This window comes from Klebsiella sp. 18074 (assembly GCF_902705905.1).
Taxonomy (GTDB): domain Bacteria; phylum Pseudomonadota; class Gammaproteobacteria; order Enterobacterales; family Enterobacteriaceae; genus Klebsiella; species Klebsiella terrigena.
Genome location: NZ_CACSIS010000003.1, coordinates 288,217 through 309,914, shown reverse-complemented (window position 1 = coordinate 309,914; position 21,698 = coordinate 288,217). Strand labels below are relative to the sequence as shown.

At 60.3% G+C, this 21,698-nt stretch carries 20 protein-coding genes; 16 read left to right on the top strand and 4 right to left on the bottom strand.

What is annotated here, in order from left to right; all coding sequences use genetic code 11:
- The first annotated feature begins 70 nt into the window (after positions 1–70).
- The 7 genes from hypB (at position 71) to GVK32_RS04730 (ending at position 7,209) form a co-directional block, all read left to right on the top strand.
- Positions 71–943: a hydrogenase nickel incorporation protein HypB gene (gene hypB, locus GVK32_RS04760; protein ID WP_159865711.1), complete on the top strand. Its 873-nt coding sequence runs from the start codon at positions 71–73 to the stop codon at positions 941–943.
- Positions 934–1,206, top strand: coding sequence for a HypC/HybG/HupF family hydrogenase formation chaperone (locus GVK32_RS04755; RefSeq protein ID WP_159865708.1), 273 nt, complete (start codon positions 934–936; stop codon positions 1,204–1,206). The genes hypB and GVK32_RS04755 overlap by 10 nt, the downstream gene beginning before the upstream one ends.
- Positions 1,206–2,327 carry a hydrogenase formation protein HypD gene (gene hypD / locus GVK32_RS04750; protein WP_159865705.1) on the top strand — a complete coding sequence of 374 codons (1,122 nt, stop codon included), beginning with the start codon at positions 1,206–1,208 and terminating at the stop codon, positions 2,325–2,327. The genes GVK32_RS04755 and hypD overlap by 1 nt, the downstream gene beginning before the upstream one ends.
- Positions 2,324–3,334 (top strand): hydrogenase expression/formation protein HypE, encoded by a 1,011-nt coding sequence (gene hypE / locus GVK32_RS04745; RefSeq protein ID WP_159865702.1) that lies wholly within the window; start codon positions 2,324–2,326, stop codon positions 3,332–3,334. The genes hypD and hypE overlap by 4 nt, the downstream gene beginning before the upstream one ends.
- A 271-nt stretch (positions 3,335–3,605) precedes the next feature.
- A complete protein-coding gene (gene flhA, locus GVK32_RS04740; RefSeq protein WP_159865699.1) occupies positions 3,606–5,678 on the top strand; it encodes a formate hydrogenlyase transcriptional activator FlhA in 2,073 nt (690 codons plus the stop codon).
- Between the two features lie 38 nt (positions 5,679–5,716).
- Positions 5,717–6,145 (top strand): molybdopterin-binding protein, encoded by a 429-nt coding sequence (locus GVK32_RS04735; protein ID WP_159865696.1) that lies wholly within the window; start codon positions 5,717–5,719, stop codon positions 6,143–6,145.
- A gap of 116 nt (positions 6,146–6,261) precedes the next feature.
- Complete coding sequence (locus tag GVK32_RS04730) at positions 6,262–7,209, top strand: alpha/beta hydrolase (RefSeq protein ID WP_159865693.1); 948 nt, start codon at positions 6,262–6,264, stop codon at positions 7,207–7,209.
- Positions 7,210–7,268: 59 nt separating this feature from the next.
- Here GVK32_RS04730 and GVK32_RS04725 read toward each other — a convergent pair whose 3' ends face one another.
- The 4 genes from GVK32_RS04725 to GVK32_RS04710 all read right to left on the bottom strand — a co-directional run bounded on the left by GVK32_RS04725 (position 7,269) and on the right by GVK32_RS04710 (position 13,806).
- Positions 7,269–8,669, bottom strand: a complete 1,401-nt coding sequence (locus tag GVK32_RS04725; protein ID WP_123708587.1) for a glycoside hydrolase family 1 protein — start codon at positions 8,667–8,669, stop codon at positions 7,269–7,271.
- A gap of 55 nt (positions 8,670–8,724) precedes the next feature.
- Positions 8,725–10,920, bottom strand: coding sequence for a CBM35 domain-containing protein (locus GVK32_RS04720; protein WP_159865690.1), 2,196 nt, complete (start codon positions 10,918–10,920; stop codon positions 8,725–8,727).
- 11 nt (positions 10,921–10,931) lie between these two features.
- Positions 10,932–12,269, bottom strand: a complete 1,338-nt coding sequence (locus tag GVK32_RS04715) for a carbohydrate porin (RefSeq protein ID WP_132513087.1) — start codon at positions 12,267–12,269, stop codon at positions 10,932–10,934.
- Positions 12,270–12,534: 265 nt separating this feature from the next.
- Entirely contained in the window at positions 12,535–13,806 is a 1,272-nt protein-coding gene (locus GVK32_RS04710; protein WP_123708590.1) for a PTS sugar transporter subunit IIC, read from the bottom strand.
- Positions 13,807–13,980: 174 nt separating this feature from the next.
- Between GVK32_RS04710 and GVK32_RS04705 the strand changes: the two genes are divergently transcribed.
- From GVK32_RS04705 to sitD, 9 genes are all read left to right on the top strand, one after another.
- Positions 13,981–14,295 (top strand): PTS sugar transporter subunit IIB, encoded by a 315-nt coding sequence (locus tag GVK32_RS04705; protein WP_159865687.1) that lies wholly within the window; start codon positions 13,981–13,983, stop codon positions 14,293–14,295.
- A 10-nt stretch (positions 14,296–14,305) separates the two neighbouring features.
- Positions 14,306–15,628 (top strand): PTS sugar transporter subunit IIC, encoded by a 1,323-nt coding sequence (locus GVK32_RS04700; RefSeq protein ID WP_041146914.1) that lies wholly within the window; start codon positions 14,306–14,308, stop codon positions 15,626–15,628.
- Between the two features lie 23 nt (positions 15,629–15,651).
- Positions 15,652–15,966 (top strand): PTS lactose/cellobiose transporter subunit IIA, encoded by a 315-nt coding sequence (locus GVK32_RS04695; RefSeq protein ID WP_041146915.1) that lies wholly within the window; start codon positions 15,652–15,654, stop codon positions 15,964–15,966.
- A gap of 86 nt (positions 15,967–16,052) precedes the next feature.
- Positions 16,053–16,967 (top strand): ROK family protein, encoded by a 915-nt coding sequence (locus tag GVK32_RS04690; RefSeq protein ID WP_159865684.1) that lies wholly within the window; start codon positions 16,053–16,055, stop codon positions 16,965–16,967.
- Between the two features lie 56 nt (positions 16,968–17,023).
- On the top strand, positions 17,024–17,986 hold the full coding sequence (locus GVK32_RS04685; RefSeq protein WP_159865681.1) for a LacI family DNA-binding transcriptional regulator: 963 nt from the start codon (positions 17,024–17,026) through the stop codon (positions 17,984–17,986).
- 260 nt (positions 17,987–18,246) lie between these two features.
- On the top strand, positions 18,247–19,164 hold the full coding sequence (locus GVK32_RS04680; protein ID WP_159865678.1) for a metal ABC transporter substrate-binding protein: 918 nt from the start codon (positions 18,247–18,249) through the stop codon (positions 19,162–19,164).
- Positions 19,161–19,982, top strand: a complete 822-nt coding sequence (locus GVK32_RS04675; protein WP_159865675.1) for a manganese/iron ABC transporter ATP-binding protein — start codon at positions 19,161–19,163, stop codon at positions 19,980–19,982. The genes GVK32_RS04680 and GVK32_RS04675 overlap by 4 nt, the downstream gene beginning before the upstream one ends.
- The gene (sitC, locus tag GVK32_RS04670) at positions 19,979–20,827 is read left to right on the top strand and encodes an iron/manganese ABC transporter permease subunit SitC (RefSeq protein WP_041146920.1); all 849 of its coding nucleotides are present in this window, start codon (positions 19,979–19,981) and stop codon (positions 20,825–20,827) included. The genes GVK32_RS04675 and sitC overlap by 4 nt, the downstream gene beginning before the upstream one ends.
- Complete coding sequence (sitD, locus tag GVK32_RS04665) at positions 20,821–21,675, top strand: iron/manganese ABC transporter permease subunit SitD (protein ID WP_115192039.1); 855 nt, start codon at positions 20,821–20,823, stop codon at positions 21,673–21,675. Before sitC ends, sitD begins: the two co-directional genes overlap by 7 nt.
- The last annotated feature ends 23 nt before the right edge of the window (positions 21,676–21,698 follow it).

The following is a 21,698-nucleotide window of genomic DNA, read 5'->3' as shown; positions in this document are numbered from 1 at the left end:
CGGCCGACGCGCGAGCGCGGCCAGCACAGAAACAACGTGCAGTATGACGGGATAGACCAGGAGTAAAACTATGTGTACCACCTGCGGCTGTGGGGAAGGCAACCTTTATATAGAAGGTGACGAACGCAACCCCCACTCGGCGTTTCGCAGCGCCCCCTTCGCGCCGGCCACCCGCCGGCCGATGACCATTACCAACGTCAAAACCGACGGCTTTACCCCCAGCCGCTCCGCCGAGGGCGACCTGCACTACGGCCACGGCGAGGCGGGCACCCACGCGCCGGGAATGAGCCAGCGTAGAATGCTGGAGGTTGAAATTGACGTGCTGGATAAGAACAACCGCCTGGCCGCCCGCAACCGCGCCCGCTTTGCGGCCAAAGGCCAGCTGGTGCTGAACCTGGTCTCCAGCCCCGGCTCCGGTAAAACCACCCTGCTGAGCGAAACCCTGCTGCGCCTGAAGGCGAAAACCGCCTGCGCGGTGATTGAAGGCGACCAGCAAACGGTCAACGATGCGGCGCGCATCCGCGCCACCGGCACGCCGGCCATTCAGGTCAACACCGGCAAGGGCTGCCACCTCGACGCGCAGATGATCGCCGAGGCCGCTCCGCGCCTTGAGCTTGCCGATGGCGGCATCCTGTTTATCGAAAACGTCGGTAACCTGGTGTGTCCGGCGAGCTTCGATCTCGGCGAGCGGCACAAGGTCGCGGTCCTGTCGGTAACCGAAGGTGAGGACAAGCCGCTGAAGTACCCGCATATGTTCGCCGCCGCCAGCCTGATGCTGCTGAACAAAATCGATCTCCTGCCGTACCTCAACTTTGACGTTGAGCAGTGCCTCGCCTGCGCGCGGGAGGTGAACCCCGAGATTGAGATAATCCTGCTTTCCGCCACCAGCGGCGAGGGCATGGAGCAGTGGATCAGCTGGTTGGAGGCGCAGCAATGTGCATAGGCGTTCCGGGACAAATTTGCGCCATTGAGGGCAACCAGGCCAGGGTCGAGGTCTGCGGCATCCAGCGCGAGGTCGACCTAACTCTGGTGGGCGCCGTCGATGAGCAGGGCCAGCCGCGGCTCGGCCAGTGGGTGCTGGTGCACGTCGGCTTCGCCATGAGCGTCATTAATGAAGCCGAGGCCCGCGACACCCTCGCGGCGCTGCAAAATATGTTTGAGGTCGAGCCGGACGTCGGCGCCCTGCTGTTCGGCGAGGAGCGATAATGCGTTTCGTTGATGAATACCGCGCGCCGGAGCAGGTGCTGCAGCTGGTGGAACACCTGCAGGATCGCGCTCGCCTGCTGCCGCATACCGCCACCCGCCCGCTGCGGATTATGGAGGTCTGCGGCGGCCATACCCACGCCATCTTTAAGTTCGGTCTCGACCAGCTGCTGCCGGAAAATATCGAATTTATCCACGGTCCCGGGTGTCCGGTCTGCGTCCTGCCGATGGGCCGCATTGACGCCTGCATTGAGATTGCCGGCCGCCCGGGGGTTATTTTCTGCACCTTCGGCGACGCGATGCGCGTCCCGGGAAAAAATGGCTCCCTGTTGCAGGCAAAATCGCGCGGAGCCGACGTGCGCATCGTCTATTCGCCGGTCGATGCCCTCAGGCTGGCGCAGCGGAACCCCGACCGCGAGGTGGTGTTCTTCGGGCTCGGCTTTGAAACGACCATGCCCGCCACCGCGCTGACCCTGCGCCAGGCGCGCGAACGCGGCGTCGAGAACTTCTTCTTTTTCTGCCAGCACATCACCCTGCTCCCGACCCTGCGCAGCCTGCTCGATACGCCGGACAACGGGATCGACGCCTTCCTCGCCCCCGGTCACGTCAGCATGGTCATTGGTACCGAAGCCTACGGGTTTATCGCCAGCGACTACCGCCGACCGTTAGTGGTGGCTGGATTCGAACCTCTTGATCTACTGCAAGGCGCGGTGATGCTGGTTGAGCAGACAATAGCCCGGTGCAGTCAGGTCGAGAACCAGTATCGTCGCGTGGTCCCTGATGAAGGTAACCCCCTGGCGCAGCGGGCGATTGCCGAGGTGTTCTGCCTCTCCGGCGACAGCGAATGGCGCGGGCTTGGGGTTATCAGCGATTCCGGCGTACGGCTGACGCCTGAGTATCAGCGTTTCGACGCCGAAGCCCATTTTCGCCCGACGCCGCAGCGCGTCTGCGACGACCCGCGAGCCCGCTGCGGCGAGGTGCTGACCGGGCGCTGCAAACCGCATCAGTGTCCGCTCTTCGGCCAGGTCTGTAATCCGCAAAGCGCGTTCGGCGCGCTGATGGTCTCATCAGAAGGCGCCTGCGCCGCCTGGTATCAATATCGCAGTCAGGAAAACGAAGAATGAAAAGCATCCAGTTAGCCCACGGCAGCGGCGGTCAGGCGATGCAGCAGCTGATCGCCTCCCTGTTTATGCAGGCCTTCGCCAACCCGTGGCTGGCGGAGCAGGAGGATCAGGCGCGGCTTGACCTGGCGCAGCTTGCCGCCCAGGGCGATCGCCTCGCCTTCTCCACCGACAGCTACGTTATCGATCCGCTGTTCTTTCCCGGCGGCGATATCGGCAAGCTGGCGGTCTGCGGCACCGCAAACGACGTGGCGGTGAGCGGCGCCCTGCCGCGCTACCTCTCCTGCGGATTTATTCTCGAAGAGGGGCTGGAGATGGCCACCCTCGAGAAGGTGGTTAACAGCATGGCGCAGACCGCGCGGGCGGCGGGCATCGCCATCGTTACCGGCGATACCAAAGTCGTGCCGCGCGGGGCGGCGGATAAGCTGTTTATCAATACCGCCGGGATTGGCGCGATCCCCTCGGAGATCCGCTGGGGAGCACGGCAGATTACGCCCGGCGACGTGCTGCTGGTCAGCGGCACGCTGGGGGACCACGGTGCCACTATTCTCAATTTACGCGAAGGTCTCGGTCTGGACGGCGCGCTCTCCAGCGACTGTGCGGTACTCACCCCGCTGATTCAGTCGCTGCGCGACCTTCCCGGAGTGAAAGCGCTGCGCGATGCCACCCGCGGCGGCGTTAACGCGGTGGCCCATGAGTTTGCCGCCACCAGCGGCTGCGGGATTGAGCTGCACGAACGCGAGCTGCCGATCAACGATACCGTTCGCGGCGTTTGCGAACTGCTGGGGCTCGATGCCCTTAACTTTGCCAACGAAGGCAAGCTGGTTATCGCCGTCGCTCGCGATGCGGCGGAAGCGGCGCTGGCCCGGCTGCGGGCGCACCCACTCGGCCGCCACGCGGCGATAGTTGGCGAAACGGTTACCCGCAGCGGCGTGCGGTCCGTCGGCCTGTACGGCGTCAAGCGCACCCTCGATCTTCCTCACGCCGAGCCGCTGCCGCGAATTTGCTAGTCTCCCCGGCCGCCAGGGTAGCGTGATGGCGGAACGCGCCTGGCGGGCAGATATCCGCGGGCGCAACAAGCGCTTTATTAACATACTATTATACCCTATATAATTCGAGTTGCAGGAAGGCGGCAAGCGAGGGAATCTCGATGAGCTTACTCAAGTAAGTGGTTCGGGTGACTGAACGCAACCAACGCAAATGCAACTTGAAGTATGACGGGCATATTTGTGTCATCACTTTCTTATGCACCGCTTTGCCGGTGCTTTTTGGACGTAAGCAATGTCGTATACACCGTTGGGCGATTTCGGGCAGCAGGGTCTGTTCGACATCACCCGTGTTTTATTACAGCAGCCCGATCTGGCCGCGCTGAGCGAAACGCTGACACGTCTGGTCAGACAGTCCGCGCTGGCGGATCGCGCCGCTATTCTTCTCTGGAACGCCGGCAACCACCGCGCAGCCAGATACTCCTGCGACGAAGCAGGCCTGCCGGTGAGCTACGAAGATGAGACCGTGCTGGCCCACGGGCCGGTACGGCGCCTGCTCTCGCGCCCCGACGCGCTGCACTGCGACCGCGCCACCTTTGTCGAAGCCTGGCCGCAGCTGGCCAATAGCGGCCTCTACCCGTCGTTCGGCCATTACTGCCTGCTGCCGCTGGCGGCAGAGGGCCGCATCTTCGGCGGCTGCGAATTTATCCGCAACGATGCCCGTCCGTGGACGGAAAAAGAGTATCAGCGCCTGCACACCTTCACGCAGATCGTCGCCGTGGTCACCGAGCAGATCCAGAGTCGGGTCAGCAATAACGTTGATTACGATCTGCTGTGCCACGAGCGCGATAACTTTCGCATTCTGGTTGCCATCACCAACGCCGTGCTCTCCCGGCTGGATATCGACGAGCTGGTCAGCGAGGTCGCCAAAGAGATCCACCGCTATTTCCGCATCGACGCCATCAGCGTGGTGCTGCGCAGCGGCCGCAAAGGCAAGCTGAATATCTACTCGACCCACTACCTCGACGCCAGCCATCCGGTGCACGACCAAAGCGAGGTCAACGAGGCCGGGACGCTGACCGAGCGGGTGTTCAAAAGCAAAGAGATGCTGCTGCTCAATCTGCACGAGCACGACTCCCTGGCGCCGTACGAAAAAATGCTCTTCGAGATGTGGGATAACCAGATTCAGACCCTGTGCCTGCTGCCGCTGATGTCCGGCAATACCCTGCTTGGGGTACTGAAGCTGGCGCAGTGCGATGAGAAGGTCTTCACCACCACCAACCTTAAGCTGCTGCGCCAGATCGCCGAGCGCGTGTCGATCGCCGTCGATAACGCGCTGGCGTACCGCGAGATCCAGCGCCTGAAAGAGCGGCTGGTGGATGAGAACCTCGCGCTGACCGAACAGCTCAACAACGTCGAGAGCGAGTTTGGCGAGATAATCGGCCGCAGCGAAGCGATGCACAGCGTGCTCAAGCAGGTCGAAATGGTGGCGCACAGCGACAGCACCGTGCTGATCCTCGGCGAAACCGGCACCGGTAAAGAGCTGATTGCCCGCGCGATCCATAACCTCAGCGACCGCAACGCCCGGCGGATGGTGAAAATGAACTGCGCGGCGATGCCCGCCGGGCTGCTGGAGAGCGACCTGTTTGGCCACGAGCGCGGGGCCTTTACCGGCGCCAGCGCCCAGCGCATCGGTCGCTTTGAGCTGGCGGACAAAAGCTCTCTGTTTCTCGATGAGGTCGGCGATATGCCGGTCGAGCTCCAGCCGAAGCTGCTGCGCGTGCTGCAGGAGCAGGAGTTTGAGCGCCTCGGCAGCAATAAGCTGATCCGCACCGACGTGCGGCTGATCGCCGCGACCAACCGCGATCTCAAGCAGATGGTCGCCGATCGCGAATTCCGCAGCGATCTCTACTACCGGCTCAACGTTTTCCCGATCCATCTTCCGCCGCTGCGCGAGCGTCCGGACGATATCCCGCTGCTGGTCAAAGCCTTCACCTTTAAGATTGCCCGCCGTCTGGGGCGCAATATCGACAGTATTCCGGCGGAAACCCTGCGCACCCTGAGCCGCATGGAGTGGCCGGGTAACGTCCGCGAGCTGGAAAACGTCATTGAGCGCGCGGTGCTGCTGACCCGCGGCAGCGTGCTGCAGCTGTCGATGCCCGAGCTGAACATCGAGCCGGAGCCGATGGCGGCAGAAATTCTGCCGCAGGAGGGCGAAGACGAGTATCAGCTCATCGTGCGGGTGCTGAAAGAGAGCAACGGCGTGGTTGCCGGCCCCAAAGGCGCCGCCCAGCGGCTGGGCTTAAAGCGCACCACCCTGCTGTCGCGAATGAAAAGATTGGGCATCACCAAAGATGAACTGGTATAGATTCAATAAGCACTCAACCAGCTACACAAGGAGATTCTATGACGGTATCAGCACGTAATCAGCTCACCGGCACGGTGAGCGCGGTAGCCACGGGCGCAGTTAACGATGAGGTTGAATTAACCCTCGCGGGCGGCGCAAAGCTGGTGGCTATTGTTACCCACAGCAGCAGGGAGGCGCTGGGCCTGGTCGCAGGAAAGGAGGCCATTGCGCTGATTAAAGCGCCGTGGGTCACCCTCGCGACCGAGGATTGTGGCCTGAAGTTCTCCGCACGCAACCAGTTTGCCGGCAGCGTGACCCGCGTAACGGAAGGCGCGGTCAACGACACCGTACATATTCAAACCGATGCCGGTTTTGAGGTTGTCGCGGTTGTCACCAACGAAAGCCAGCAGGAGATGCAGCTCGCCCAGGGCAGCCGCGTCATCGCACTGATCAAGGCCTCGGCGATTCTGATCGCCACTCGCGCTTAGGTCAGATCAGAAACGCCGTTTCATTTCACTTTAAGTGAAACGGCGTTCTGTGAGGAAACTCGCGTTAACCGCCGCTAATCAATGATAAATAAGCATTTTCCATAACGGAGATGCTCATGACGCGTTTACCCACAGCGGCGGCCGTCGCGCTGCTTTTATCTTCTCAGGCGGCACTGGCCGCGCTGCCGACGCTGACGGTTTGGCCCGACGGCGAAGCCCCCGGCGCCAAAAACAGCCCTGCCCGCTACTCCCTCGTCGATCGCAGCCAGGACCCGGCGCTGCCCGACCGCGCCGTCACGGGAATTCGGGCGCCGGAAATTACCGTCTATGCGGCGGAAAAACCCAACGGCATTGCGCTGCTGGTCACCCCCGGCGGCTCCTATCAGCGGGTGGTGCTGGATAAAGAGGGCAGCGACCTCGCCCCCGTTTTCAACGCCGAGGGCTACACCCTGTTTGTGATGACCTATCGGATGCCGGCAGATGGCCACGCGGAGGGCAGCGACGCGCCGCTGGCCGATGCCCAGCGCGCGCTGCGTCTCCTGCGGGCGCGTGCCGCCGACTGGCACATCGACCCGCACAAAATTGGCGTCATGGGCTTTTCCGCCGGCGGCCACGTCGCGGCCAGCCTGGAGACCCGCTATGACGAGCCGGTATATACCGCCGTGGATGCTATCGACGGGCAGAGCGCGCGCCCGGACTTCGTGGTGCTCGGCTATCCGGTGATCTCCATGGATCCCACGATTGCCCACCCCGGCTCGCGCCGGGCGCTGATTGGCGAGGAACCGACGGAGGAACGGCTGCGCCGCTATTCGCCGGAGCAGAACGTCACCCCGGAGACGCCGCCGACCTTTATCCTGCACGCGGTGGACGACCCCTCCGTGCCGGTAGATAACTCGCTGGAGATGTTTAACGCGCTGCGCGCCCAGCGGGTGCCGACGGAGCTGCATCTGTTCGCCGAGGGCAAGCACGGCTTCGGGATTCGCGGAGCCCGGGGACTGCCCGCCGCCGAATGGCCCCAGTTGGCGATGAACTGGATAGCCTCGCTGCCGGGGGTAAAAAAGTAGCCCCTTTCTGACCACACCCCGGAGAGGGCGTTGCCGCAATCCGGGGCCTGTGCGCAGGGCTATTTTTCGACCGTAAATCCGTTACCGGCGGCCAGCTCGGCAAACCACAGCGCGTTGCGCTTGATCTGCCGCTCGCCGGTTTGCAGATTGAGCCGCCAGAAACCGTAGCGCCGCTTGAAGGCGTTAATCCACGACCAGTTATCGATAAAGGTCCATTGATGCACGCCAAAGCAGCTGGAGCCGTCGGCGATGGCCCGATGCAGCTCAACCAGATGCTCCTCCATCAGGTTGATACGAAACGCGTCATCAATCACCCCATCCTCCCCCGGCTCCCCTTCGGACTGCAGATCCATAGCAATGCCGATTTCAGCGAGATACCACGGGATATTGCGGTAATTGTCGCGGATATTAAGGGCAATATCGTAAATCGCCTGCGGCAGAATTTCGTTATTGTCGCGGTAGGGGTTAAAGCGCCCCTGCGGATTAACGTAGTTTTCGAAGTAAAACTCGGGGGTAAAATAGTCCAGCGTGTAGTCGCTCTCACGCGCCTGGACCCGGCGAGGAACGTAGTAGTTGACGCCGAGAAAATCGATGCGCGAGGAGGTTATCAGCTCGGCATCCCCTTTTGCGATTTCCGGCAGGCAGCCGTGTACGGCAAGAATTTCGCACAGCTCCTTAGGAAACTGGTGCTTAACCAGCGGATCGAGGAAGCTGCGGTTAAAGAACAGATCCGCATACCAGGCGGCTTTTTTATCCTCCGCGCTGTCGCTGCGGGTATAGGAGGGCGTCAGGTTCAGCACCACGCCGATCTGACTCTCAAGCGCCAGCTCACGGAACGCGCCCACCGCCTTCGCGTGGGCCAGCATGATGTTAAACGCCACCTGCGCCGCCAGCCTGCCGTCCTTTTTACACGGGTAGTGGAAATCGTACAGATAGCCACCCTCCACCGGGACAATCGGCTCGTTGAAGGTTATCCAATACTTCACCTTATGGCCGAACAGCTCGAACGCGGTGCGGGCAAAGCGGGCGAAAAGCTCGGCGACATGGGCCGATTCAAAACCGCCATACTGCTCCTGTAGCGCTTCCGGCATATCGAAGTGGTAGAGGTTGATCATCGGCTCGATGCCGCTCTCGATCATCTCATCAAGGTAGTCGTTATAGAAACGCACCGCCGCCGCGTCGGGGGCGCCGGTTTCAAAATCGGCGATCAGCCGCGACCACTGAATCGAGGTGCGAAAGGAGTTGAAGCCCGTCTGCTTCATCAACGCCACGTCCTGCGGATACTGGCGGTAGGTATCGCAGACGACCTGCGGGCCCACCTGCTGATAAAAACGCTCCGGCTGAGCGGCAAACCAGCTGTCCCAGATGGAACGATGCGGCTTGTCGGTTACGCCTTCCGTTTGCGGACCGGATGCCGCCGCGCCCCAAAAAAAACCGTCCGGAAACTGATACCGGGTCATAACGCCTCCTGTAAGTTAAAAAAAGGCTGCGCGCAACAGGCGCAGCCAATAGGTACTACTCTGCAATCACTTCGATCGATTTGATAAACATATATCCCCAGTCGCCGGCGAATTTGCCAAAGTCGATGCGGTTGTCGCCGGCTTTCAGCTCCACCGGCACCTGCAGCTGCTGGCCCTGCTCATCGGTTGCCGGGAATTCGACCGCTATCGGCACGCCGCCGTTAACGATAAACGAGTTTTTCTTACCGCCCCATTTGCCGTTAAAGGTCACCCGCAGCTGATACTTGCCGCTCCACGGCGCCGGCACCTGCCAGCTCACCCTGTCGCCATCGTTGGCAAAGGGCCCGAGGAAGCCGTCGGCGCCGGTCGTCAGCGCATCTTTCTCGCTTTTGGCCGCCGCAATCTTGCCCCGGCTGACGTCAAAGGTTGCGCCTGTAAAACGGCAGTAGTCGGCGGGCGCTTTGCCCGCGGCTTGCGCTACCGTTACCCTGACGGTTTTACGGCTTTTAAGCAGGCCGTCGTCGGCGGTCAGGGTCAGGGCGTACTCGCCGGGGGCGCTGAACCAGGCGCGGGTTTCCGCCCTATCGCTGGCGCAGAAATGGGCCTGCTCGTTGCCGCCGCTGCTCCAGCTGACCTTGACGCTATCGTCCGGAAGGGCGTCATCGCGCCAGCTGCCGGCAAGCAGCAGCCCCCGGTCCTGGGTGGTGGTTAAGGCCTCGGGCAGATCCACCACCGGCGGCTGATTCTCCTGAGTGTGCTTAACGCTAATCACGTTGGAGGGGGCTGAGGTCCCGCTCTCATTTTTAGCCACCACTCGATAAAAGTAGGTATGACCCAGCTGCAAAGTGCGATAGCTATCGCGGAACAGATTCATGGTTAATGGATCCCACTCGTTCACGCCATCGGAAATATCGCTCCCCACCACCTTCCACGGTCCTTTTGCCGACCAGGCGCGCTCCACGTCATAAGCGCGTCCCACCGCCGCCCCCATCCAGTTGATGGCAAACGGCGACTCCGTCTCCCGCAGCTTCGGTGCGTCCGGCTTCGGCAGCGGCGGCGCGCTCTCCTGCCCGGCCATCTGCGCCGAGGCGGTACGCACCAGGTTCACCACCTCCATCTCCTGGTTGGATTTTCCCTCCACCGGGAAGCCCGGCAGATGGTAGCTATAGTGGCCGGTTGACTCTTTATGCCAGTAGAAGCCGCCGTCATGACGATGGCCGCGGAAGCCCCAGATCAGCCCGCCCGCCGCTCGCGAGCCGTCGACCTCGCTGTGGACAATCGACTGCATAATGGCGTTGAGCTGCTGCGCATCCAGCAGGCCGAACTCGCCGACCATGTACGCTTTTTTGCCGCCAGCCGACCGCAGGTCCTTCTTCACCTGCTCAGGATGGTTGTTCTCGGCGTTGGTGTAGTAATGGTTGCTGACGATATCGACGTTGGGATCGTTTAGAGCAAAGTCGTTGATTTTCTTATAGGTGCCGTCAACGACCAGCTGATGCGGCGCCCACTTTTTGATCCACGCGGCGGTCTGCTGCAGGAACGCCGCGTTGGTATCCTCCAGTTCGTTACCGGTTTCCCAGGCCATAATGGCCTTTTCGTCATAGTAGGCGCGGCCGGTCACGCTGTTGGTCCGCGTGATCACCTGACGGATCACGTCGAGATAGGCCCGGTAGGTTTGACTGTCGGTGCGATAAAAATCTGCCGGCTTTTCATGATAAAACGCCGCCAGCTGCTCGCGGCCGCCCCACCACCACCAGTGATCGATAAAAGGCAGGATCAGGCGCAGCCCCTGCTTGTCCGCTTCGGCAATCATATTGTCGTAAACCCGCATCGCCTTTTCGTTCAGGCGCGGCATGCCGTCCGCGGTTGCCGGCGCCAGGATATGCGTTTCGCGCCCGCAGGCTTTATCAAACTCCTGTTGAACGGAGAGGACGTACACGCGCTGCGCTTTCGCGCCGGTCTGCACCATCGCCCTGATCCAGTTCTCCTGCTCGTCGGCAGTCGGCCATCTGAAATACTGCCCCCAGCCGCGGGTATCGGCCTGGCACGGGCCGCGGGCATCGTCCTCAATGCGGTGTAGCTCCGGTGCATGAATTCCGGCAAAGCGGAAAACCCTGTCGCCATCCTTCAGCATCGCGCCATCGCGGGTAATAAAGTTCTCGAAGTGTGAGCGTTCTGCCGCCATGGCCCCGGCGCTTCCCAGGGCCGACAGCAGCGCTATCAGCACGACCTTTTTCACGGGATAAATCATCGTTTCGCTCCTTAGAACCACACTTCGGCCTGGACGCCAAAATTCAGCGTGTCGGTGTCACCGCTGCGCGAATAGCCGCCGGCAGAAATGGTATTGGTGCTCCAGTCATAGTTTCCGTCGAGGGCGTCGGAGACGCCTTTATCCCATTTCGCGTAGGTGACAAAAAAGCGCAGCTGCGGTCGGGTCCAGTAGCCGGAATCAAAGGTTAACGTCGGGGCGATAGTGACTTTGGTCAGGCCACCTTTTCCTTTGCCATCAACCCCTTTGTAGTTGCTATCATCGAGATATTCGTAGCCCAGCTCGTACTGCATAGCGAAGTTTTTGGTAATTTGCTGATACGGGCGGATCCCGGCGACCCAGCTTGAACGGCCCCAACCGTTCGCATCGTCAGTCCACCACCGGTAGTTCTTATCCTTCTGGTAGTAGGCAAAGGTGGAAACCTCCCAGTCCCCCATCGAGGCAAGGTTATCCAGCACCACGCGCCAGGACTGGGTATCTTCGAGGTTGGCCCATCCCCAGCCGTTTTTCCCCAGCGAATCGCCCGCCGCGAGGCCGCGTCCGTACTGGAAGACCACCCGCGAGTAGCCGCCGGTCAGGCCGTAGAAACCATCGAAGTTATAGACGCCGGTAATACCGTAGCCTTTTTCGGCCGCCGTCGGGTGGTTCTCATTGCGGTTCATATGGTGGCCGATAAGCTCCAGGTCGAGGCCGGTACCGGCAATCTTTTTAAACCACAGGTTGAGGGAGTAGTCGTCCGGATAGCCCTGATCGCCCTTATCGACCGGGTAGGCTTTGGTTTCATCGGTTGGGGAGAAAGCGTAGACCCCGGCATCGAAGCGGGCGAAGCCCAGATCCATGTTATCGAAGCCGCCGCCGGTGCCGTTGTACTGAATGTACTCCCAGTCGAACTGGTGGCTGGAGGTGTTGGAGCTGCTGTAGCGCTTACCGCCCCAGAAGGTCATCTCCGGCGCGAAATCAAGATTCGACAGCTCGGCAAAGCCTTCACGGAACTGCACATCGTGGCCGTCGTCATCCTGACAGTTCCAGTCAGAGGTGCATTTCGACTGGTGGGTAATATTGGCCTGGATCCGCGCCACCGCGCCGGAGTCAGACTTCAGCGTTACGGTGGGGATCAGCTCGATCTTGGTGTCCTCTTCGTTGCCGAGGCGCCATTTCCCGTCCGGCATCAGGCCGACGGAGTCGGCGCGGTTGCCGTCAGAGTTGGCAAGAATACCGGATCGGATATAGCCGTGCAGCGCAAAATCATACTGCGGATCGGCGCTGGCGCAGTCGCTCATTACCGCCAAAGCGAGCAAAGACAGAGGTATTGATTGGTTAAGCCTTATCATTATTTTTTTCCTTCGTTCGTTATTTTTTATTAACAGGGTCTGGAACGTCAGGAAATTTACGTCTCAAAAACGGAAATGTACATCCACAAACGGAAAGCGCTTTCCGTAATTGCCGGATTAGTTCACAAAATTGATTATAACCAGCGAGAATTCGTGACTCTCGTCACATAAATAGCTTCAACATAAAAAACTGCACCTTACTCAGTTGGGTGTCCAACTTTTGGGGTGCAGTCCATTCGCGGGCTTTTTTCATTGCGGGAACGGGCTAGCGTTCAGCGTCGGCGAGCTGGCGCTCGTAGACCTTGAAGAAGGGACGGTACAGCATCCACGAGTTGAAAATGGCGAACAGGCTCATGCACAGATTTTTCCAGCTGCCGTTCGCCGACCACGCCGCGCCGAGCGGCGACGGCATCGACCAGGGCAGCATCGCCACCGCGCGATCGAGGATGCCAAGGTGCGTTAAATACCATGCGATACAGGCATTTATCAGCGGCACGAAAATAAACGGCAGCAGGAATACCGGGTTCATAATGATCGGAAAGCCGAACAGTATCGGCTCATTGATGTTAAACAGTGACGGCAGCAGGCCGATTTTTCCTACGCTTTTCAGCTGCCGGGAGCGGCTGCGCATCGCCATAAATACCAGCGGCAAGGTGGAACCAATGCCGCCAATCAGCAGGTAGAAATCCCAGAATCCCTGGAGATAGATATGCGGCAGCGTCGCGGCGCCTGAGGCCAGGGCCTGCTGGTTTTCAAAGAGATAGGTCATCCAGAAGGGATTCATGATGCCGGTAATAATCAGGGCGCCGTGAATGCCGACAAACCAAAGTAAGTTACAGATAAATAAAGAGATAAGTACCGCCGTCAGGGTATCAGACGCGATAACCAGCGGCCGTACCGCTTCGCTGATGAGCTCCGGCAATATTCTCCCGCTGGTTTGCAGCAGGACGGCGTTGATGATGCTAATGGAGAGCATCACCACCAGCAGCGGTATCAGCAGCTGAAAACCGTTGCGGGTCATCAACGGGACCTCTTCCGGCAGCCGGATGCACCAGCCTTTTTTGTAGAAAAAACGAATTATTTCAATTGAATAGACGCTTGAAATAAGCGCAGTGAATATCCCCATCCCGCCGAGGAAGATATTGGTTGCGCCGTTATCGCGAAAGCCGATAAACAGCAGGAAGGCCAGGCAGCCGGTCAGGCCACACAGCCGTTCCGGCAGGCGATACTGCTTGGCAAGGCTGGCGCTGGCGCCGAAGGCCACGATCAGCGCCACCAGACCAATGGTCAGCTCAAACGTCGGCAGCAAGATCGGCCGCAGCTGCAGGTAAAACTGGCCAAACGCCGATGCGCCGTTAATGGAAACGGGCGGAAACAAAATGGGTACCAGCAAACTACCAACAATCACAAACGGCATGGCCAGCGCGAAGCTATCGCGCATCGCCGTAATGTGGTTATTGCGCGTCAGAACGTTGGCCAGCGGCGCCAGCCGCTGCTCGATGATGTCGACGGCAACATTCATCAACTGAAAGTTCATAGTGCTACCTTTTGAGATGTGTATTTACGCCGCGATGATGGCGCACAACCACATAAAGTAAAAGCCTGCCATAGGTGATCGTTGTCACAATTAATAAATCCACAAACGGAAAGCGCTTTCCGTTTTGTATCCCGATGACTATAGTCCGGACATCTAACCCATCGGGAGCCGTATATGAAAAAGATAATGTTGTGTTGTTCTGCGGGGATGTCCACCAGCCTGCTGATGAAGAAAATGCTCGACGAAGCGGAGAAACGCGGCCTGGCGGTTGAGATCAGGGCCTTCGGCGTGGCGGAGTTCGCCGAGCAGGTTGCGCACTACCAGGTCGTACTGCTGGGCCCGCAGGTCAAATACATGCAAAAAGATCTGCAAAAACAGGCCGACCGCTACGGGATCCTCGTGGAGCCCATCAACATGATGGATTACGGCATGCAGAAAGGCGGTGCCGTGCTCGATTTCGCGCTCGCTCTGATCGATAACAAGCATTAAGGGAAAGAAGATGAGCTCTCTGTACGCCAAACTGATCGCCGTGATCGAGCAAAAAATTACCCCGATGGCCGGCGCCATCGGCCAGCAAAAGTACGTCACCTCGATTCGCGACGGCTTTATTACCGCCCTGCCCTTTATGATCGTCGGCTCCTTCCTGCTGGTCTTTATCTTTCCGCCGTTTTCTCCGGACACCAGCTGGGGCTTTGCCCGCGCCTGGCTGCAGTTCTCCCTCGATCATCGTGAAGCGCTGATGCTGCCGTTTAACTTCAGCATGGGGGTCATGACGCTGTTTATTGCCGTCGGCATCGCGGCAAGCCTGGCGAAGCACCATAATCTGGACTCGTTGACCGCCGGCATGCTGTCGCTGATGTCATTCCTGCTGGTTGCCGCGCCGCTGAAAGACGGGCAGATCTCCACCGCCTATTTCTCCGGCCAGGGGATCTTTACCGCTATTCTGGTGGCCATTTACTCTACCGAGCTGTACGCCTTCCTCAAGCGCCACAACGTGACCATTCGCCTGCCGCCGGAGGTGCCAGCGGGCGTTGCGCGTTCGTTTGAAATCCTTATTCCGGTGCTGGCAGTAGTGCTGACCCTCCATCCGCTCAACCTGTTTATCGAAGCGCAGCTCGGGATGATCATTCCGGAAGCGATCATGTCGCTGGTGAAACCGCTGGTCGCGGCCTCCGATACTCTGCCGGCGATCCTGATCTCGGTGCTGGTATGCCAGGTCCTGTGGTTCGCCGGGATCCACGGCGCGCTGATCGTCACCGGAATTATGAACCCGTTCTGGATGGCTAACCTGTCGATCAACCAGGCGGCAATGGCCGCAGGCACCGCCATTCCGCACATCTACGTGCAGGGCTTCTGGGATCACTATCTGCTGATCGGCGGCGTGGGATCGACCCTGCCGCTGGCGCTGATGCTGCTGCGCAGCAAGGCCGTTCATCTGCGAACCATTGGCCGGATGGGCGTGGTGCCGGGCGTATTTAACATCAACGAACCGATTCTGTTCGGCGCGCCGATCATCATGAACCCGCTGTTCTTCCTGCCGTTCGTGCTGGTTCCAATGATTAACGCCACCCTCGCCTGGTTTGCGCTGAAGCTGGATCTGGTGAGCCGCGTGGTCTCGATGACGCCGTGGACCACTCCGGCCCCTATTGGCGCCTCCTGGGCGGCAAACTGGAGCTTTAGCCCGGTGATCATGTGCCTGATCTGTATGGGAACCGCGATGGTGATGTACCTGCCGTTCCTGCGCGCTTATGAAAAACAGCTGCTGAGCCAGGAAAGTCATAACGCCGAAACCGGGTCGCAGACCGCGACGCAATCCGCATAATTTAGGTTATTCAGAGGTAAGTCATGGAATTAGAAGAACAGGTCATGGGCATTATTATCAATGCCGGCCAGTCGCGCAGCCTGTGCTACGAAGCGTTGAGCTGCGCCAAAGAGGGTGATTTTGACGCTGCCGATGCAAAGATGAAAGAAGCGGCCCATTTTTCCCGCGAAGCGCATCTGGTTCAGACCCAGCTGATTGAGGCCGACGAGGGCGAAGGCAAAACCAAAATGACGCTGGTCATGGTTCACGCCCAGGACCATCTGATGACCTCAATTCTGGCGAAAGAGCTGATCGCCGAACTGATCGCCGTTTATCGCTCACGGCCGCTGCAGGCGTAGCGTTTACCCGGCACCGTTAGCCTGCAGCCCCGGTCGCGCTGCGCCGGGGCTGCGGGCAGCCTACGCCATCCCGTATTGAGGCAACTATGCTACATCTTGGTTTAGATATCGGCGGCACCAAAATGGAAGCCGTTCTGCTCACCCCCCAGGGCGAGTGCGTCTATCGCCAGCGCCGCCCAACGCATAAAGAAAGCTACGAGGCGTTCATCCACCAGCTGCTCGGCCTGATCGAGACCGTGAGTGACTGGAGCGAGCGCCCGTTTTCGATTGGGGTCGGCCTGCCCGGCGCTATCGACCCGCAGAGCGGTTTGATCAAAAACTGCAACTGCCTGGTGCTGAACGGCCGCGATCTGCGCAGCGATCTAATGCAGCGGCTCGGCCAGCCGGTGTGGATCGCCAACGACGCCGACTGCTTCACCCTTTCCGAAGCGGTAGACGGCGCGGGCGCAGGATCTATGACGGTCTTTGGGGTGATTATCGGTACCGGCTGCGGAGGCGGCATTGCCGTCAATCAGCAGCTGCTAAGCGGGCCCAACGCTATCGCCGGCGAGTGGGGGCACAACCCGCTGCCGGGCTATACGCCGCAGCGGGATGGCCCCGCTCAGGCCTGCTACTGCGGGAAGCAAAACTGCATTGAGAGCTTTATCTCCGGCAGCGGATTTTCCCGGCGATACGGCGAGCAGGCGCAGGCGGAAGCGATAGTTGAGGCCGCACAAAAAGGCGATCCGCAGGCGCTCGCCCACTGGCGGCACTTTATCGACGCCTTTGCCCGCAGCCTGGCCTCGGTGATTAACATCCTCGATCCGCAGACGATCGTACTGGGCGGCGGCCTGTCCAACGTCGGGCAAATTTATCGCGATCTGCCCCCCGCCATCGTGCCCTATCTGTTCTCCGATAGCTGCCATACCGCGCTCAAACAGGCCCGCTTCGGCGACGCCAGTGGCGTGCGCGGCGCGGCCTGGCTCCCGGTTCTGGCGGGCGCTGAAGGCCGGTGGCGATAGACACTTTTTTCAGCAGGTATGCTAAGCTAGGCGAAAATATCCAGACAGAAAAGACTATGCCAACCATTGATGATGTTTCAAGATTAGCGAATGTCTCCAGAGCGACGGTTTCTCGCGTGCTGACCGGCACCCGTGGCGTTCGTGAGGAGAGCCGGGAAGCCGTGCTGCGAGCCGTTGAAGAGCTCAACTATCGCCCGAGCTTTGCCGCGCAAAACCTCGCCAGTCAGACATCAAATCACGTTGGCCTGGTTATCCCAACGCGCGACGAGAGCAGCGGAGCGCGCCTGCTTCCCCAGCTGTCGCAGGCCCTCAAGGGATTAAACAAAAATCTGCTGGTGCAGTACGTCACCGACGGGGTGGAACAGGCCGCGGTGGTGGACGACCTTCAGCGCCAGTGCGTGGCGGTGGTGGTGCTCGGCGCGGTCTCGCCGGACGCCCCGCGCAACGTTATCTCCTTCGACCGCTTCAGCGTGGCGGGGATCAACAACCAAGGCTACGACTACGCCTTTGCCACCGAAAGCGCCTGCCGCTACGTCATCGGCAAGGGCCATCGCAATATCGCGCTGTTGACCGATAACGCCGACGATGACGCCAGCCGCCAAATGCTCGAAGGCTACCGGAACGTGCTGCAAAACTACTCCATTCCCTTTAACCGTCAGCTGATGCTGGCGGCTAACGATGACGTTGAGCAGGCGCTGCTGACGCTGATTAACAGCTTCAGTAAGTATTCGGTCATTATCGTCAAGCGCGATCGCTACGCGGCGGAAGCCATGCGCCTGCTGCGCGAGTTTAACGTCGCCGTGCCGCAGGAGGTGTCGCTGCTCAGCCTCGAGGACTCCCCGCTCGCTTCGCTGCTCAATCCGCCGCTGACCTGCATCTCGTGGCCGCTGGAGCAGCTGATGGAGAGCTGTATTCAGCGGATCCGCAGCCTGATTGACGAACGCCCGGCGTTTAGCGCCGAGGGCCGTACGCTGGCGGGCCGCCTGATCCCGCGCCAGTCGGTAGCCGATATCTCCTGACGATCTCCCCCGGCCGCTCACGGTGGCCGGACTCGCTCCCGGCTTTTGCTGCTTCTCTTTTCTCTTTTCTCTTTTCTCTTTCTCTTTTCTTTCTCTTTTTCCCTGCGCCGCTCATCTGCTCCGCCGCGCTATCGTTCCCACGCTCATTATTCGCTCGCCATCTAAATAATAATCATTTTCATTTATCAATAGCCTGTGCTATATAACATAGCACAGGCTATAAATGATGATTAATTAACCGCGACGTTGTGAGGGATCCTATGCTGCACCTGCCACCGCTGAAACACCTGATGTTTGCCGCCACTTTGGCGATCCTCGCCGTCGCCCCCGCGCAGGCGAAAGAGAAATTTAAGGTCATCACCACCTTTACGGTGATCGCCGATATGGCGCAGAACGTGGCCGGCGATGCCGCCGAGGTGAGCTCAATAACTAAGCCGGGGGCCGAGATCCATGAGTATCAGCCGACGCCGGGCGATATCAAGCGCGCCCAGGGGGCGCAGCTTATTCTTGCCAACGGTCTGAACCTCGAGCTGTGGTTCGCCCGCTTCTACCAGCATTTAAACGGCGTGCCGGAAGTGGTGGTCAGCAACGGGATTCAGCCGATGGGCATCAGCGATGGCCCCTATAACGGCAAGCCCAACCCGCACGCGTGGATGTCGGCGGACAACGCCCTAATCTACGTCGATAACATCCGCGACGCGCTGGCGAAATACGATCCGGACAACGCCGACGTCTATCGCCGCAACGCCGAGGCCTACAAGGAAAAAATCCGCCAGACCATGGCGCCGCTGAAAGCGAAGCTGGCGAAGCTGCCGGAGGATAAGCGCTGGCTGGTCACCAGCGAAGGCGCATTCTCCTATCTCGCCCGCGATAACGGCCTGCAGGAGCGCTACCTCTGGCCGATTAACGCCGACCAGCAGGGCACGCCGCAGCAGGTGCGTAAAACCATCGATACCATGAAAAAAGAGCACATCCCGACCATCTTTAGCGAAAGCACCATCTCCGATAAACCGGCGCGCCAGGTCGCACGTGAAGCGGGCGCCCACTACGGCGGCGTGCTCTACGTTGACTCCCTGAGCACCGCCGATGGCCCGGTGCCGACCTATCTCGATCTGCTGCGGGTAACCACGCAAACCATCGTCCAGGGCATCAACGATGGCCTGAGGAAACAGTCATGAGCACAGCGACGGCGGGGCTGGTCATCGACAGGGTCAGCGTAACCTACCGCAACGGCCATACCGCACTGCGGGATGCCTCCTTCAGCGTCCCGCAGGGTTCGATTGCCGCGCTGGTTGGGGTGAACGGCTCGGGGAAATCAACCCTGTTTAAGGCACTGATGGGCTTCGTGCGCCTGGCGCGCGGCGAGATTGCGATCCTCGGCCAGCCGGTCAACCGCGCGCTGCGGCAAAACCTCGTGGCCTACGTCCCGCAGTCCGAGGAGGTCGACTGGTCGTTCCCGGTGCTGGTGGAAGACGTGGTGATGATGGGCCGCTACGGCCATATGGGCTGGCTGCGGCGGGCAAAGCCCCGCGACCACGAGATCGTTGACGCGGCGCTGGCGCGCGTAGGCATGAGCGAATACCGCCATCGGCAGATCGGCGAACTCTCCGGCGGCCAGAAGAAGCGCGTGTTCCTTGCCAGAGCCATCGCCCAGCAGGGCAAAGTGATCCTGCTGGATGAACCCTTTACCGGCGTTGACGTGCAGACCGAAGCGCGGATCATCGCCCTGCTGCGGGAGCTGCGCGATGAGGGCTGCACCATGCTGGTCTCAACCCACAACCTCGGCTCAGTGAGCGAGTTTTGCGACTACACCGTGATGGTCAAAGGCACCGTCCTCGCGAGCGGCCCAACCGCAACCACCTTTACCGCCGAGAATCTGGAGCTTGCCTTTAGCGGCGTGCTGCGCCACGTGGTGCTCAAAGGCGGCGAGGATCGCATTATTACCGACGATGAGCGGCCGTTTATCAGCCGCCGGGCAACGGGAGGCGAAGGATGAGCTGGCTGATGGAGCCGTTTGGCTATCAGTATATGCTGAACGCGATGTGGGTCTCCGCCCTGGTCGGCGGCGTGTGCGCATTTCTCTCGTGCTACCTGATGCTTAAAGGCTGGTCGCTGATTGGCGACGCCCTTTCCCACTCGATCGTCCCCGGCGTGGCGGGCGCCTATATGCTCGGCCTGCCCTTTGCGCTGGGCGCCTTTCTCTCCGGCGGGCTGGCGGCGGGCAGCATGCTGTTTCTCAACCAGCGCTCAAAGCTCAAGGAGGATGCCATTATCGGGCTGATTTTCTCCTCCTTCTTCGGTATCGGGCTGTTTATGGTGTCGCTCAACCCAACCTCGGTCAATATTCAAACCATCATCCTTGGCAATATTCTGGCGATTGCCCCGGAGGATATTATCCAGCTGGCGGCGATTGGCTTTATTTCGATAATCATCCTGCTGCTGAAGTGGAAAGATCTGATGGTCACCTTTTTCGATGAAAGCCACGCGCGCTCCATCGGCCTCAACACCACCGGCCTCAAGCTGCTGTTCTTCACCCTGCTGGCGGCCTGTACCGTAGCGGCGCTGCAGACCGTGGGCGCGTTTTTGGTGATTTGCCTGGTGGTCACCCCCGGCGCCACCGCCTGGCTGCTCACCGACCGCTTTCCGCGCCTGCTGGCGATTGCCGTCGCCATCGGCAGCCTGACCAGCTTCTTCGGCGCCTGGCTGAGCTACTATCTGGACGGCGCCACCGGCGGCATCATCGTGGTGGCCCAAACGCTGCTGTTTTTGGTGGCATTTGTCTTCGCGCCAAAGCACGGCCTGCTTGCCAGCCGCCGTCGCGCCAGGGAGGCCTCATGCTGACCGCTCTGCTCGAACCGTTCCAGTTCTCTTTCATGATCAACGCCATGCTGGTGGCGGCGATCGTTGCCGTTCCCTGCGCCCTGCTGTCGGTGTTTTTGGTGCTGAAAGGCTGGGCGCTGATGGGCGACGCCATGAGCCACGCGGTATTTCCCGGGGTGGTGGTGGCGTATATCGTCGGCATTCCCTTCGCCATCGGCGCCTTTATTGCCGGGCTGTTCTGCGCTATCGCCACCGGCTATCTTGATGACAATAGCCGCATCAAGCGCGATACGATCATGGGGATCGTCTTTTCCGGCATGTTTGGCGCCGGGCTGGTGCTGTACGTCGCCATTCAGTCCGAGGTGCATCTCGACCATATTCTGTTCGGCGATATGCTGGGCATCTCCGCCAGCGATATCGCGCAAACGTCGACGATCGCCCTGGCTATTGCGCTGATTATTGGGCTGAAGTGGCGCGATTTTCTGCTGCACGCCTTCGACCCGCATCAGGCTAAGGCCAGCGGTTTGCGCTGTGGGCTGCTGCACTACGGGCTGCTGTGCATGATTGCGCTGACGATCGTCGCAACGCTGAAAGCGGTGGGGATTATTCTGTCGATTTCGCTGCTGATCGCCCCGGGCGCCATCGCGCTGCTGCTGACGCGGCGCTTTATCAGCGCGCTGCTGCTGGCGGTGGCGCTTGCCGTGAGCTGTTCGCTGGGCGGCGTCTGGCTGTCGTTCTATCTCGATAGCGCCCCGGCGCCGACCATCGTGGTGCTGTTCACCGCGCTGTTCATCGTGACGTTCGTTTATACGTCGATCCGCGACAGCCGGACGCAGGCCGATTCCGCAGAGGCGTCGGGCCGCGGCTAGCGCCAGGGCCCGGAAAGGTGCCG

Bases quoted from the DNA above. Each gene is read 5' to 3' on its own strand.
- hypB (WP_159865711.1), top strand. From the start codon at position 71: ATGTGTACCACCTGCGGCTGTGGGGAAGGCAACCTTTATATAGAAGGT.
- GVK32_RS04755 (WP_159865708.1), top strand. From the start codon at position 934: ATGTGCATAGGCGTTCCGGGACAAATTTGCGCCATTGAGGGCAACCAG.
- hypD (WP_159865705.1), top strand. From the start codon at position 1,206: ATGCGTTTCGTTGATGAATACCGCGCGCCGGAGCAGGTGCTGCAGCTG.
- hypE (WP_159865702.1), top strand. From the start codon at position 2,324: ATGAAAAGCATCCAGTTAGCCCACGGCAGCGGCGGTCAGGCGATGCAG.
- flhA (WP_159865699.1), top strand. From the start codon at position 3,606: ATGTCGTATACACCGTTGGGCGATTTCGGGCAGCAGGGTCTGTTCGAC.
- GVK32_RS04735 (WP_159865696.1), top strand. From the start codon at position 5,717: ATGACGGTATCAGCACGTAATCAGCTCACCGGCACGGTGAGCGCGGTA.
- GVK32_RS04730 (WP_159865693.1), top strand. From the start codon at position 6,262: ATGACGCGTTTACCCACAGCGGCGGCCGTCGCGCTGCTTTTATCTTCT.
- GVK32_RS04725 (WP_123708587.1), bottom strand. From the start codon at position 8,669: ATGACCCGGTATCAGTTTCCGGACGGTTTTTTTTGGGGCGCGGCGGCA.
- GVK32_RS04720 (WP_159865690.1), bottom strand. From the start codon at position 10,920: ATGATTTATCCCGTGAAAAAGGTCGTGCTGATAGCGCTGCTGTCGGCC.
- GVK32_RS04715 (WP_132513087.1), bottom strand. From the start codon at position 12,269: ATGATAAGGCTTAACCAATCAATACCTCTGTCTTTGCTCGCTTTGGCG.
- GVK32_RS04710 (WP_123708590.1), bottom strand. From the start codon at position 13,806: ATGAACTTTCAGTTGATGAATGTTGCCGTCGACATCATCGAGCAGCGG.
- GVK32_RS04705 (WP_159865687.1), top strand. From the start codon at position 13,981: ATGAAAAAGATAATGTTGTGTTGTTCTGCGGGGATGTCCACCAGCCTG.
- GVK32_RS04700 (WP_041146914.1), top strand. From the start codon at position 14,306: ATGAGCTCTCTGTACGCCAAACTGATCGCCGTGATCGAGCAAAAAATT.
- GVK32_RS04695 (WP_041146915.1), top strand. From the start codon at position 15,652: ATGGAATTAGAAGAACAGGTCATGGGCATTATTATCAATGCCGGCCAG.
- GVK32_RS04690 (WP_159865684.1), top strand. From the start codon at position 16,053: ATGCTACATCTTGGTTTAGATATCGGCGGCACCAAAATGGAAGCCGTT.
- GVK32_RS04685 (WP_159865681.1), top strand. From the start codon at position 17,024: ATGCCAACCATTGATGATGTTTCAAGATTAGCGAATGTCTCCAGAGCG.
- GVK32_RS04680 (WP_159865678.1), top strand. From the start codon at position 18,247: ATGCTGCACCTGCCACCGCTGAAACACCTGATGTTTGCCGCCACTTTG.
- GVK32_RS04675 (WP_159865675.1), top strand. From the start codon at position 19,161: ATGAGCACAGCGACGGCGGGGCTGGTCATCGACAGGGTCAGCGTAACC.
- sitC (WP_041146920.1), top strand. From the start codon at position 19,979: ATGAGCTGGCTGATGGAGCCGTTTGGCTATCAGTATATGCTGAACGCG.
- sitD (WP_115192039.1), top strand. From the start codon at position 20,821: ATGCTGACCGCTCTGCTCGAACCGTTCCAGTTCTCTTTCATGATCAAC.